A 13532-nucleotide genomic window follows, 5' to 3' on the forward strand; every position below is an offset into this window, starting at 1 on the left:
CCCGACCGTTCCTGCTCACGGTGTGCGTGCGGCGGACGCTGGGGGCCACGGTCTGGAGGCGCGGTGCGGGCTGGCCACGGGCCTCCCGGCCGACGCGTGGTGCGCGGGGCTGGCGCCGACGCGGAACGACCATGTCGCCGTCGTACGACAGCGACATGGTCGCTGTGCGCGCAGCGCGACGGTCCGCACGTTCGGCGTCGACACTGACGAGCCTGGTACACCCCGCTCGTTGAGCCTCCTCTTACCCGCGAGAGGCACCCTGGTCGGCGACACGCAACCGAGCAGCGCGCGGAGGGACCATGGCGACGACGACGCTGACGCACGCGCCGACGGACGCGCCGACATCGGCGCGACCGCAGCACCGCACGGCCGCCCCGGCACGCGCCGGAACCGGTGCGCCCGAGGCTCCGCCGCCCCCGCTGACGCACCGTGCGCCCGCGCTCGACGGACTCCGGACGCTCGCCATCCTGGTCGTCGTCCTGTACCACCTGCACGTGCCGCAGTTCGAGGGCGGCTTCATCGGGGTCACGGTCTTCTTCGTGCTCTCCGGGTTCCTCATCACGACGCTGCTGCTCGGCGAACGGCGCCGCACCGGGCGGGTGCGCCTCGGCTCGTTCTGGGTGAAGCGGCTGCTGCGCCTGTACCCGGCGCTGCTGGCGCTCGTCGTGGTCGGGCTGCTGCTCTGGAACTGGGTCGGTGACTACAAGGGCGCGTCACTGCACTCCGGCGAAGCGGCGTTCATCGCGCTGACCTACACGGGCAACCTGTTCCGCGCCTTCTGGGACACCTCGCAGGGCGTCTTCGCGCACACGTGGAGCCTGTCGATGGAGGAGCAGTTCTACCTGGTGTGGCCTCCGGTCCTGGTGCTGCTGGCCGCGCTCAGGGTGCGGCGTCGCTGGCTCCTCGCGGGGCTCGGCGTCCTGGTCGTCGGGGCGTCGGCGGTGTCGTGGGCGAGCTACCGGACCCCGAGCGGCGGGACCACGCCCGACGTCTACTTCTCGCCCGTGCTCGGGGTGGTGCCGCTCGCGATCGGCTGCGGACTCGCCCTGCTGCTCGACGACGAACGCGTGCGGGTGCGGGCCGCCGGGGTCCTGGGGCACCTGGCGACCTGGGTCGGCCTCGTGCTGCTGGTCGCGGTGCTGCTCGGCATCGACGACGACTGGACCGAGCACGCGTCGACGTTCGGGATCGTGCTGCCGGCGACCGGACTGGTCTCGGCGGTGGCGATCGGCGGCCTGGTCTCGGTCCGGTCCCCCGTGTCCGCGGCCCTGGGGTGGACGCCGGTGTCGTGGTTCGGCCGCCGGGTGTCGTACTCGGCGTACCTCTGGCACCCGCTGGTGATCGCGCTGCTCGGCACCTTCGCGATCGGCCCCTGGGGCACGGTCGGCCTGGTCGGCGCCGTGGTGATCGTGTCGATCGGTGCCGCGTACGCCGTCGAGGTGCCCGTCGAGCGGTTCCGCGCGCGGGCTCGTGCGGCACGCAGCGCATCCGCGCCGATGCCTGCGGCCGCACCTGTGCGTGCGCCCGCGCCCGCGCCGTCGAGTGAGCAGAAGACGCCGGGTACGGCGCGCTGACCCGACGTCTTCTGCTCACTGAGTGCCCCGGCGCACGCCGACCGTAGGCTCGCCCCCGTGCACTCGGAACGGACGGACGTCCTCGTCGTCGGCGGCGGACCCGTCGGGCTGTTCGTGGCGGCGCTCCTCGCGGCGCGGGGCGTCGACGTCCGGGTGTGGGAACGCCGCGCGGAGCCGCCGACCGGTTCGCGGGCCATCGGCATCCACCCGCCGTCCCTCGACGCGTTCGCCGCGATCGGCCTGGACACCGCGGTGCTCGCCGAGGCGTCGCTCGTCCGTGCAGGGGTGGCCAGGAGCCGCGGTCGGACCCTCGGCACACTGCGCTTCGACCGGGCTTCGCCGACCCACCCGTACGTGGCGACCCTCGACCAGCACCGCACCGAGTCCCTGCTCCGCGACCGGCTCCACACCGGTGCGCCAGAGGCCCTGCGTACCGGGACCGCCCTGACCGCCCTGACCCGGCACACCGACCACGTCGACGCCACCGGGACCGGGCCGGACGGCGACGTGGTGACGGTCCGTGCGGCCTTCGTCGTCGGTGCGGACGGCGCTCGGAGCGTCGTCCGTGACCTGCTCGGCATCGGAACGACCGGGCGCGAGTACCCGGACCGCTACGTGATGGGCGACTTCGCCGACCCCGAGGCTCCGTCGGCCCGGTCCGCCGCGCTGGTCGACGTGGGCCCGGACGGCGTGGTCGAGTCCTTCCCGCTGCCGGGCGCGCGTCGCCGGTACGTGGCACTGGTGCCGGACGACGCAGCGTTCGCCGCAGCGGAACGCGGCGCGACGGGCGACCCGGACCCCGCGCTCGTCGCCCGTCTCGCGGCCCTCGTCGCGGAGCGCACCGGTGTCGTCCCCGACCCGGCGACCTGCTCGATGACCAGCGGCTTCCGGGTGCGTCGCCGCACAGCCGACCGCGTCGGTGCCGGCCGGGTCGTGCTCGTCGGCGACGCCGCCCACGAGATCAGCCCGATCGGCGGGCAGGGCATGAACCTAGGGTGGCTCGACGCCGCCGAGCTCGCGCCGCTGCTCGCCGGAGCGGTCCGCACCGGCACGGCCGGGCCGTGGCCGGGCTACGCCGCCCGCCGCCAGGCAGCCGCCCGTCGTGCGGCTCGCCAGGCCGAGGCGAACATGGCGCTCGGTCGTCCGCTCGGCCCCGTCAGCATGACCGGACGGGAGGCGCTGCTCCGGACCGCCCTGTCGCTGCCGACCGCGCACGGCTTGGCCCGGCTCTACGCGATGCGCTGGGCCTGACGGCTCACGTCAGGCGACGAGTCGCGCGCCCGCGAAGCCGAGCTCGACGACGAGCACGAGCGACGACGCGATGACCAGCCGGAACAGGGTGCGCGACGCCCGTCCCGCGAGCACCAGCCGCACGCCGACGACGGCGAGGACGAGCACCACGAGGGCACCGAGGACCGCGAGCACGACCCCGATGCCCCGCACCGGGTCGTCACCGAGCACCTGTCCGCCGAGCACCAGGGCGGCCGCGACAACGAGCGAGGCGAACGCGACGATCCCCGCGCCGCGGAGCCCGAGCCGGTGCGGGAACCCCCGGACACCGGTGGCGGCGTCGTCGACCAGGTCGGGCAGCACGTTGGTGCAGTGGATCGCGATGCCGAAGACGGCCCCCGTCGCGATCGCCCACCACGTCGGCCACTGTCCCTCCGGCCCGGCCGCGACGGACACGACGGGCAACAGCCCGAAGGCGACGATGAACGGCGCCACCGACCACACCGAACGCTTCAGGCCGGCGTCGTAGGCCCAGCCTGCGGCGACCAGCACGAGGTGCGCGATCGCGGCGACGGGGCCGAGGAACATCGAGAGCACCACGGCGATCCCGGCGCTGGCGTACGCGGCGGTACGGACGGTGCCGACGGCGATGAGGCCGCGGGCCACGGGCTTGTCGCGCCGCCCGACGGCCCGGTCGCGGTCCGCGTCGATCCAGTCGTTCGCCAGCCCGATGGACAGCTGCCCGGCGACGACCGTCAGCGCCACCAGGGCCACGAGCCACACCGGGTGTCCGACGGCGGCGGCGACCACCGCGGCGAGGACGGTCACGGTGACGGTCGGCCCGGGGTGCGACGACGCGAAGAGCAGTCGTGCGGTCGACGGGGCGCTGCTGGCGGTCACCCGGTCAGCGTACGGAACGCTCCTGCGCGGTCCTGGGGCCGGTCACGGGACCGCGGTCACCTCGACGCCGAAGCGGTCGACGAGCTCGCGCTTGAGCACCTTGCCGCTCGGGCCGAGCGGCAGCGCATCGAGGACGTGCACGACCCGGGGGTACTTGTACGCGGCGATCTCGGCGGCGACGAAGTCGACCAGGACCTGCGGCTCGACGGTCGCGCCGGAGCGCAGCACCACCGCCGCCTCGATCTCCTGCCCGTGCACCGCGTGCGGCACGCCGAACACCGCGGCCATCGCCACGTCGGGGTGGGTGGCGAGCACCTCCTCGACCTGGCGGGGGTACACGTTGTAGCCGTTGCGGATGATCATGTCCTTGGTGCGGTCGACGATCGTCAGGTAGCCGTCGTCGTCCTTCGTGCCCAGGTCGCCGGTGCGGAACCACCCGTCGACGATGGCCTCTGCGGTGTCCTCGGGCCGGTCGAGGTACCCGTTCATCAGGTTGTGGCCGCGGATCACGAGCTCGCCGATCGCACCGTGCGGCAGCATGACGATCGCGTCGCGGACCTCGGGGTCGGCGATCTCGACGTCGACGCCCCACACCGGCGTGCCGATCGTGCCGGGCCGCGGCGGCTGTCCGACGTGGTTGAAGGTGGCGACCGGCGAGGTCTCGGTCAGGCCGTACCCCTCGTGGATCGGGGCGTCGAAGACCTGCTCGAACCGCTCGAGCACCGCCAGCGGCAGCGAGGCACCACCGGAGATCGCGTACCGGAGCGTCGGACGGGCCTCGGACCGGGTCGCGGCGTCGAGCAGCGCCATGTACATCGTCGGGACGCCCATGAAGATGCCGCAGCCGTGCTCGACCATCGCGGCGAGCGCCGAGTCGCCGTCGAACTTCGGCAGCATGACCAGCGTCGCGCCGGTGCGGAACCCGGTGTTCATCGTGCAGGTCTGCCCGAACGTGTGGAACAGCGGCAGCGCGCCGAGCAGGACGTCGCCGCGGTGCATGTCGAACGTGGTCATCAGGTTGGTGTTGACCTGTTCGAGCAGTGCGAAGTGCGACCCCTCGGCGCCCTTGGGCTGGCCGGTGGTGCCGCTCGTGTACAGGATGGTCGCGGTGTCGAACGGGTGCCTGGGGACGTAGGTGTCGAGCGGTTCGCTCTGCGCGGCCAGGGCCTCGAGCCGGTCGGGGCCGGCCGCGGACTGGTCGCCGGTCGGAGCCTGCGCAGGGGCCGGCGCGAGCACGGTCACCACGTCGACCCCGGCCAGCTCGGCGCCGGCAGCACCTTCGCCGAGCAGCGGTGCGGCGCAGACGAGCAACGTGGCCCCGCTGTCTCGCAGGACGTACTCGATCTCGCGGCGCTTCAGCAGGGCGTGCACGGGCACGGCCACCGCGCCGAGGGCGAGGGTGGCGTAGTAGACGCGGGGGAAGTCCGCGACGTTCGGCACGAGCATCGCGACCTTCGACCCCTCGGTGACGCCCCGCGCACGGAGCGCTCCGGCGTAGGACAGGGTCTGGGCCCACAGCTCGGCGTAGGTGGTGCGGACGTCACCGACGATGACGGCGACGTCGTCGGGGTACCGTGCCGCCGACTCGGCGAGGATCGCTGCGACCGATGCGGTCGCGCGGGTGGTGTGGGTGTCGTGCATGCCGGTCTCCGTCGTCGTCGACGACCTCGTCGTCGTCGCAGCCGATCCTACGGCTCGTCCTGCCGCGTCGCGCGTGCCCCGACGACACCCGTCCGGGGCGGTCGCCACACGGGTGTCCGGTCAGGCAGCGGTCGGCGCGGGGACCTTCCGGCGCACCAGGACCCCGGACGCCAGGGCGATCCCGAGCAGCACGACGAGTCCGCCGACGGGTTCGTTCCACCGCACCCGCTCCCCCAGCACGAGCACCCCGAGCGCCACCCCGACCACCGGCGTCAGGTAGGTGACGGTGGAGGCGCGACCAGCGCCCCACGCCTGCACGAGCCGCGTGTTCCAGGCGTAGGCCAGCCCCGTGCCGACGCAACCGAGCGCGATCATCGCGGCCACGATCCTCCCGTCCAGCTCGACCGGACCGGTCGCGATGACGGGCGCGACCAGCAGCAGCATCCCGGAGGCCAGCGTCAGCTGGACCGTCGCCAGCGTGACCGGGTCGTACGCACTCGCCACGGCCACCCGCCGCAGGTAGGCGAGCCCGATGCCGTAGGACGCGGTCATGCCGAGCAGTGCGACCTGCCCCGGCACGCTCGCCAGGACCTCGGGGTCGGTCAGGACGTCCCACGGGCCGACCAGCACGAGCACCCCGACGATGCCGAGCACGATCCCGAGCACCTGCCGTCCGCGCAGGCGTTCGGACGGCACGAGCACCGCGAGCGCGGCCAGCGTCATGATCGGGGTCGTCGCGTTGTAGATGCTCGCGAGGCCGGACGGCACCGTCTGCTCCGCCCACGCCATCAGTGACGACGGCACCGCGTTGAGGAACACCGCGACGACCGCCAGGTGCGCCCAGGTCCGCGGTTCCCGGGGCCAGCGCCGACGGGTCGCCAGGAGCACCACGACGAGCGTGACCCCACCGAGCACGGTCCGCACGGTGGCGACCTGCTGCGGGGCGAGACCGTCGAGGCCGATCTTCGCGAAGAGGAAGCTCGAGCCCCAGGTCAGTGCGACGAGGACGTAGAGGAGGGCGTTCACGTGGCCTAGTGTCGGACCACCGAGCGACATGCGGCAAACGCATGTCGCTCATGCCCACATGAGGAGGACGCATGACCGTCTCGGTCCAGCAACTGCGCGCGTTCGTCGCCACGCTCGACGCCGGGTCCTTCACCGCCGCGGCCGCCGCCCTGGGCGTCGGCCAGTCCGCGGTGTCGCACGCCGTCGCGGGGCTCGAGCGCGAGGTCGGCGGCTCCGTCGTGCACCGCGGCGCGGTCGCCGCCCCCACCCCGCTCGGCGACCGCCTGCTGGCCCACGCCCGCAGCGTGCTCGCCTCGGTCGAAGCCCTGGAGGCGGTGGTCCGGCCCGGCACGGCGCGCGGCACCGTGCGCCTCGCCGCCGTCCCCACCGTCTGCCAGGGGCTGCTGCCGCGGCTCCGCGAGCTGTGGGCGGTGACCCTGCCGGACGTCGACGTGCAGGTCTACGAGGGGGACGACGACGAGATGCCGGAGTGGCTCGAGGCCGGCACCGTCGACGCCGCCGTGCTCGTCGACCCGTCGCCGGTGCCCGACGGCGGCGTGGTCGTCGCGCGGGACGAGATGGCCGCGGTGATCCGCCGCGACCACCCCCTCGCCGAGCTGCCAGCACTCACCCTCGACGACCTGCACGAGGACGGCCTGGTGGCGGGCGGCGGCGGGTGCGAGTACCAGGTCCAGAAGCTCCACGAACTCGACGGCCGGCCGTTCCGGTACGCCCACCGGGTGCGCGAGATGAGCACGATGTTCGGGATGATCCAGCGGGGCGAGGGCGTGTCGATCGTGCCGACCCTGGGCCGCGGGATGCTGCCGCCCGACCTCGTGATGATCCCGATGGCCCGGCGGCTCGAGCGCACCCTGGTGCTGAGCGGGCCGTCGTCCCGTGCGTGGCACCCCCTGGCGCGGGCGCTGGTCGACGCGGTCTGAGGCGGGCGGGCGGGCGGGTCGCCGGTCGAGCGGCTCCGGCGGCTCCGGCGGCTCCGACCTTCGGCGGATCCGCTCGTCGACGCGGCTCCCTAGGCTCGGGGCATGACCTCGACCGCGCTCCCCGCCGTGCCCCTCGGGCAGCGTGTGTGGTCCCAGACGTGGCGCGTGGCCGTCGCGGCGCTGACCGGGCTGTTCACCGCCGGTCTGGTGTGGCCGACGACGGACACCCGCGGCTGGAGCGACCTGCACGTCGGCGCCCTGATCCTCGGGGACATGGGAGCGGGCCTGGTCGCCCTCGTCCTGCTGCCGTTCCGGCACCGGGCACCGCTCGTGGTCACGGTCGTCATCGGTGCCCTCAGCTCGGTGTCGACGCTGGCGGTCGGGTCGGCCGCGATCGCGACGGTCTCGCTCGCCACCCGGCGCCGTGCCGTCGAGATCGCCGTCGTCGGTGCGGTGCTGCTCGGCGCCACCGTGCTCTACGACGTCGTCCTTGCCCCCGACCAATCCGTGCCGTTCTGGCAGATCGTGCTCGCAGGCACCGTCAGCATCGCCCTGCTCGTCGCGATCGGCATCGGGATCGGGCAGCGCCGGGCGCTCCTGCTCTCCCTGCGCGAGCGCGCGGACCTGCTCGAGCGCGACCAGCAGCTGCGCGAGGACCGCGCCCGCGAGCAGGAACGCGCCCACATCGCCCGCGAGATGCACGACGTCCTGGGCCACCGGCTCTCCCTCGTCGCGCTGCACGCCGGCGCACTCGAGTACCGCGGCCCGGGGCTCACCCCGGATGAGACAGCCGCAGCGGCCGGGGTCGTGCGGGCCGAGGCGCACTCCGCGCTCACCGACCTGCGCGACGTGCTCGGGGTGCTGCGCGACCCGGCCGCGAACGCCGGCGACGAGGTGACCGGCACCGCGCCTCCGCAGCCGACACTCGTCGACCTGCCCGCCCTGCTCGACCAGGCCCGTTCCGGGGGCGCGACCGTCCGGGCGCGCGTCGACTCCGACGCCGCGGCGGTGCCGACCGCCGTCGGGCGACATGCGTACCGCATCGTGCAGGAGGCGCTGACGAACGCCCGTCGGCACGCCCCCGGACAGCCCGTCGACGTGGTGGTCGAGACCGTCGGCGGTCCGGCGATCCGGGTGGTGGTGTCGAACACGCTGACCGACGAGCCAGCGCGCACGAACGCCGACGCCGCCGGGCAGGGTGCCGGGCACGCCGCCGGCTCCGTCGCGGGGCACGGTCTGCGCGGGCTCGCCGAACGCGCTCGACTCGTCGGCGGGAGCTTCCGTGCCGGCAGCGACGACGGACGCGTGCACGTGGTCGAGGCGGTGCTGCCGTGGACGCCGTGACCGCTCCCGTCCGGGTCGTCCTGGTCGACGACGACCAGCTCGTCCGCGTCGGGCTCCGCATGCTGCTCAGCGGCGACGACGGTCTGGTGGTCGTGGGCGAAGCGGGCGACGGGCTCGAAGCCGAGGGCGTCATCGCCGCGACCGCGCCCGACGTCGTGCTCATGGACATCCGGATGCCCCGGTGCGACGGACTCGTCGCCACCGAACGCGAACTGCGACGGCGGCCCGACCTGGCCGTCCTGGTGCTGACCACGTTCGAGGGGGACGACCTCGTGCTCGGGGCGCTGCAGGTGGGCGCCCGTGGGTTCCTGCTCAAGGACACCCCGCCGCACGAACTCGTGCAGGCCGTACGGACCGTGGCGTCCGGGCGCTCGATCCTGTCCCCCTCGGTGCTCGACCGGGTGATCGCGTTCGCCGCCGGGCCACGCTCGGGCCCCGCGGCCGGTGGAACGGGCGGCGCCACCGCGGACGGTGCCGAGGAACGTCGACTGCTCGCCCTGCTGACCGAGCGCGAGCGGGAGGTCGCGCTCGCCGTGGCCAACGGGGCGTCGAACGCGCAGATCGCCGCCGACCTGTACGTGGGCCTGGCCACCGTGAAGACGCACGTCGGGCACGTGTACGAGAAGTTCGGCGTCGAGAACCGGGTGCAGCTCGCGCTCGTCGTGCACGCGGCGCGGCGGGGCGGGACGGGGTGGGGACAGCCCACCGGGTGACCGGGTGAGCGTCGTCTGAACGGTCGGCGATGTCCGCTCGGCAGGATGGACCGATGGCCGAGACGCACGTGAAGACGTTCACCACCGCGGACGAAGCGGCAGCCGAGGCCGCAGGGCTCGCCTGGCTCGCCGAGGCCGAGGACGCCGGCGGCACCCGCATCGCCCGCGTGCTCGGGCGCCCGAGTCCGACCGTGCTCGACCTCGAACTGATCTCCGACGGCTCCCCCACCACCGCCCAGGCCGAGCGGTTCGGCCGATCGCTCGCCCACACGCACGCCGCCGGTGCCGACCACTGGGGCGCACCTCCCACCGGCTGGACCCGAGGAGCGGCGCTGCGGATGGGCCGTTCGCGCACGCCGTTCGTCGCAGCCGAACAGGCACCGGCGACCTGGGGCGAGTTCTTCGCCGAGTACCGGATCTTGGACTTCGTCCGCCGGATCGTCGACGCCGGCGGGTTCGACCATGCCGAGGCCGCCGTGTTCGAGCGGGTCGCGTCGCGGGTACAGGACGGCACCCTCGGTTCACCGCAGCCCGCGCTCGTCGGGGACCGCCCCGCTCGTCTGCACGGTGACCTGTGGGCCGGCAACGTCCTCTGGCCGACGGACTCGTCCGAACCCACCGGCGCCGTGCTCATCGACCCGATCGCGCACGGCGGGCACGCGGAGACCGACCTGGCGCTGCTCGGGCTGTTCGGGCTGCCCCGGCTCGAGACGGTGCTCGCCGCCTACGACCGGGAGTCACGGCTGGCCGACGGCGGGCAGGAGCGCGTCGAACTCCACCAGCTCGCGCCGTTGCTGCTGCACGTGTTCCTGTTCGGCGGCTCGTACACCGGGGCCGCGCTCCGGGCGGCGCAGCGGTACGCCTGACCCCTCGCACCGTGCGGCCTCGCTCACACCGTGCGAGGTTGCCCACCCCGGTGCCAGCGGCGCACCGTGCGGCCTCGCTCACATCGTGCGAGGTTGCCCACCCGGGTGCCAGCGGCGCACCGTGCGGCCTCGCTCACCCCGTGCGAGGTTGCCCGCCCCGTGCAGCGCTACAACCGCGCACCGAGCAGGCGACCCCGCACGGACCGGACGACAGCGCACCGTGCGCCCGCGCCGTCCGCGCCCTCCCCGCCGGCCAACCTCGCACCGTGCGTCCTTAGCTCGCCCACAGCCGGCACAGTGCAGCAGTCGGGGAACGCCCCGGATGCTCATCGACATGACCACCTACCCGGTACCCGTGACCGACCGACGCGACCCCGCGCGCAGTGCCGCGCGGGATCGGCGCCGCCCGCCCCTCGCCCGGCTGTTCCTCGGCGAGCGCGAGGACGCCCGCTGGCTCCGGCCCGCGTTCTGGGCGCTCCTCACCGTGACCGCCGTGGTGTACCTGTGGGACCTCAGCGTCTCCGGGTACGCCAACAGCTTCTACGCCGCCGCCGTGCAGGCCGGCACGAAGTCGTGGGAGGCGTTCTTCTTCGGCTCCCTCGACTCGTCGAACTTCATCACCGTCGACAAACCACCCGCCTCACTCTGGGTGATGGTGCTGTCGGCCCGGCTGTTCGGCTTCTCGAGCACCAGCCTGCTGCTCCCCCAGGCGCTGATGGCCGTTGGCTCCGTCGCCCTGGTCTGGGGCACGGTCCGCCGCACCCTGGCCCGACTCGGCGCCACCACCGCGAACGTCGGCGCCCTGCTCGCGGGCTTCGTCGTCGCAGCGACCCCGGCGGCGGCGCTGATGTTCCGGTTCGACAACCCGGACGCCCTGCTCGTCCTGCTGATGACCGCCGGGGCGTACTGCACGGTGCGGGCGCTGCCGAGGGGCAGCTGGAAGTGGATCGCGCTCGCCGGGGTCGCCCTCGGGTTCGCGTTTCTGACGAAGATGCTGCAGGGCCTGCTCGTCCTGCCCGCCTTCGGCCTCGTCTACCTGTTCGCCGCCCGCACCGGCTGGGGCCGGCGGGTGATCGGCCTGCTCGTCGCGGCCGGCTCCCTCGTGGTGGCCGCCGGCTGGTGGGTCGTCGCCGTGTGGCTCTGGCCCGCCGAGTCCCGCCCCTACATCGGCGGTTCGACGAACAACACCGTGCTCGACCTGGTGTTCGGCTACAACGGCCTCGGCCGGATCTTCGGAGGCTCGGGCAACGGCGGCGGAGGCGGCGGCACGACCGGCGGTACCGCGGGTGGCTCCTTCGGTGGCTCGACGGGCCTGAACCGGCTGTTCTCGTCCGAGATGGGGCTCGAGATCTCGTGGCTCCTGCCCGCGGCGCTCATCGCCCTGGTCGTCGGCCTGGTCGTCATCGGCCGCCGGCACCTGGCCGACCCCGCCCGTGCCGGGCTCGTCCTGTGGGGCGGGTGGCTCCTGGTCACCGGCCTGGTGTTCTCGTACATGTCCGGCACGATCCACCCGTACTACACGGTCGCCCTCGCCCCGGCGATCGCCGGACTCGTCGGCACCGGCGGCGCCCTGCTCTGGCACGCACGAGCCCGCTTCCTCGGCCGCCTCGGCCTCGCCGCGATGATCGGCGTCACCGCGTTCTGGGGCTGGTGCCTGCTGAACGAGAACCCGACGTGGCTGCCGTGGCTCCGCTGGGTGATGCTCGCCGGTGGGCTGCTGTCCGCGGCACTGATCGTCATCGGCAGTGTGCCGTCGCTGCGCAGGCTCGTCACGGTCGGCGTCCTCGCCGGCACCCTGTTCGGGCTGTCCGGCACCACCGCCTACGCCCTCGCCACGACGACCGTCGCGCACTCCGGTTCGATCCCGAGCGTCGGTCCGGCGGGCAGCAGCTCCGGTGGGACGGGCGGCGGTGGCACCGGTGGCATGCCGGGAGGCACGGATGGACCGGGTGGACCGGCCTCCGGTTCCGACGACGGCGGCTCCGACGGCACGTCCGACTCCCAGCAGGGTCCCGGCGGGACACCGCCGGAGGGCGCTTCCGGCGAGGCGCCGGAAGGCGCCACCGGGCAGGCACCGGGCGGTACGACGGAGGGATCCGACGGCGCGGGCGCCGAGGCGGGGTCGGGCACGGGCCTCCAGGCCGGGGGTGGTGGCACAGGCGGCGGCACGTCGACCTCGTCGGCGCTGCGGAAGCTGCTCGAGACATCCGACGCGAAGTGGGCGGCCGCGGTGAACGGATCGCAGTCGGCCGCGCAGCTCGAACTCGACACCGACACCGCCGTGATGGCGATCGGCGGCTGGTCGAGCGACCCGGCTCCGACGCTCGCGCAGTTCAAGGCCGCCGTCGCCGACGGCGACATCGGGTACTACGTCTCGTCCGGCTCCGGCGGTGGGATGGGCGGCGGATCCTCGACCGCGTCGGCGATCCAGGAGTGGGTCGCGGCGAACTACGGGTCGACGACGGTCGGCGGCCAGACCGTCTACGACCTGAGCAGCACGGAGTGACCGGCGACGGGGGCGCGGTGGATAGGCTCCGGGACATGCCCGGCCACCCGCTGCAGCGCACCGACGGCTCCCCCGTCCGCGCCCTCGTCGTCGACGACGAGCACGCCCTGGCCGATGCCGTCGCCCTGGCGTTCGCGGGCGACGGCTGGGCCGTGCGGTCCGTGCACCGTGGTCGCGACGTGCTGTTCGCGGCCCGGGAGTTCCAGCCCGACGTCATCGTGCTCGACGTGATGCTGCCCGACATCGACGGGTTCGAGGTGCTCGAACGGCTCCGCGACGCCCGCGACGGCGTCCGGGTGCTGTTCCTCACCGCACGCGACGCCCCCGAGGACCGGCTCGCCGGGCTGACCGGCGGCGGCGACGACTACCTGACCAAGCCCTTCGGCATCGAGGAGCTGCTCGTCCGTGCGCGGATCCTGGCGCGTACCTCGGCCAGGGTCGCCGCAGCCGGGGCGAGCACCGAGCTCGTGGTCGGCGACCTGCGGCTCGACGAGGACGCCCGCACGGTCAGCCGCGACGGGGACCCGATCGAACTCACGCCGACCGAGTACGAACTGCTGCGGCACCTGGCACGGAACGCCAACCGGGTGCTGTCCCGCGAGCAGCTGCTGGCGAGCGTGTGGGGCATGGACTTCGGCACGTCGTCGAACCTGGTGGACATGTACGTGTCGTACCTGCGGAAGAAGCTCGACGTCGGGCGCGAGCCGATGCTGCAGACCGTCCGCGGGGCGGGGTACGTGTTGCGGCCGACGACGTGAGCCGATCGGCGAGGGTGATCCGGGCCTCTCCCCACCGTCACGGCCGCCCCGGCG

The 13532-nt window shown here is 74.0% G+C and carries 11 protein-coding genes; 8 read left to right on the forward strand and 3 right to left on the reverse strand.

The window, feature by feature from the left end; translation table 11 throughout:
• The first annotated feature begins 299 nt into the window (after positions 1 to 299).
• Together BIU95_RS03540 and BIU95_RS03545 are read left to right on the forward strand one after the other, a co-directional pair.
• Positions 300 to 1574, forward strand: a complete 1275-nt coding sequence (locus BIU95_RS03540) for an acyltransferase (RefSeq protein ID WP_071250432.1) — start codon at positions 300 to 302, stop codon at positions 1572 to 1574.
• A gap of 57 nt (positions 1575 to 1631) precedes the next feature.
• Positions 1632 to 2825, forward strand: coding sequence for an NAD(P)/FAD-dependent oxidoreductase (locus BIU95_RS03545; RefSeq protein WP_071250434.1), 1194 nt, complete (start codon positions 1632 to 1634; stop codon positions 2823 to 2825).
• 9 nt (positions 2826 to 2834) lie between these two features.
• Here BIU95_RS03545 and BIU95_RS03550 read toward each other — a convergent pair whose 3' ends face one another.
• The 3 genes from BIU95_RS03550 to BIU95_RS03560 all read right to left on the reverse strand — a co-directional run bounded on the left by BIU95_RS03550 (position 2835) and on the right by BIU95_RS03560 (position 6371).
• Positions 2835 to 3704: a UbiA family prenyltransferase gene (locus tag BIU95_RS03550; RefSeq protein ID WP_071250436.1), complete on the reverse strand. Its 870-nt coding sequence runs from the start codon at positions 3702 to 3704 to the stop codon at positions 2835 to 2837.
• A 42-nt stretch (positions 3705 to 3746) separates the two neighbouring features.
• On the reverse strand, positions 3747 to 5345 hold the full coding sequence (locus BIU95_RS03555; protein WP_071250437.1) for a long-chain fatty acid--CoA ligase: 1599 nt from the start codon (positions 5343 to 5345) through the stop codon (positions 3747 to 3749).
• Between the two features lie 120 nt (positions 5346 to 5465).
• Positions 5466 to 6371: a DMT family transporter gene (locus BIU95_RS03560; protein WP_083389196.1), complete on the reverse strand. Its 906-nt coding sequence runs from the start codon at positions 6369 to 6371 to the stop codon at positions 5466 to 5468.
• A gap of 71 nt (positions 6372 to 6442) precedes the next feature.
• Between BIU95_RS03560 and BIU95_RS03565 the strand changes: the two genes are divergently transcribed.
• From BIU95_RS03565 to BIU95_RS03590, 6 genes are all read left to right on the forward strand, one after another.
• A complete protein-coding gene (locus tag BIU95_RS03565) occupies positions 6443 to 7291 on the forward strand; it encodes a LysR family transcriptional regulator (RefSeq protein WP_056070117.1) in 849 nt (282 codons plus the stop codon).
• Positions 7292 to 7393: 102 nt separating this feature from the next.
• Positions 7394 to 8635, forward strand: coding sequence for a sensor histidine kinase (locus tag BIU95_RS03570; protein WP_071250439.1), 1242 nt, complete (start codon positions 7394 to 7396; stop codon positions 8633 to 8635).
• Positions 8623 to 9348, forward strand: a complete 726-nt coding sequence (locus BIU95_RS03575) for a response regulator transcription factor (protein WP_071250440.1) — start codon at positions 8623 to 8625, stop codon at positions 9346 to 9348. Before BIU95_RS03570 ends, BIU95_RS03575 begins: the two co-directional genes overlap by 13 nt.
• Positions 9349 to 9401: 53 nt before the next feature.
• Positions 9402 to 10214 carry a fructosamine kinase family protein gene (locus tag BIU95_RS03580; protein WP_071250441.1) on the forward strand — a complete coding sequence of 271 codons (813 nt, stop codon included), beginning with the start codon at positions 9402 to 9404 and terminating at the stop codon, positions 10212 to 10214.
• A 334-nt stretch (positions 10215 to 10548) separates the two neighbouring features.
• Positions 10549 to 12720 (forward strand): glycosyltransferase family 39 protein, encoded by a 2172-nt coding sequence (locus tag BIU95_RS03585; RefSeq protein WP_254783250.1) that lies wholly within the window; start codon positions 10549 to 10551, stop codon positions 12718 to 12720.
• A gap of 35 nt (positions 12721 to 12755) precedes the next feature.
• A complete protein-coding gene (locus tag BIU95_RS03590; protein WP_017885439.1) occupies positions 12756 to 13478 on the forward strand; it encodes a response regulator transcription factor in 723 nt (240 codons plus the stop codon).
• Positions 13479 to 13532 lie beyond the last annotated feature (54 nt).

Source organism: Curtobacterium sp. MCBA15_007, assembly GCF_001864905.1.
Taxonomy (GTDB): Bacteria; Actinomycetota; Actinomycetes; order Actinomycetales; family Microbacteriaceae; genus Curtobacterium; species Curtobacterium poinsettiae.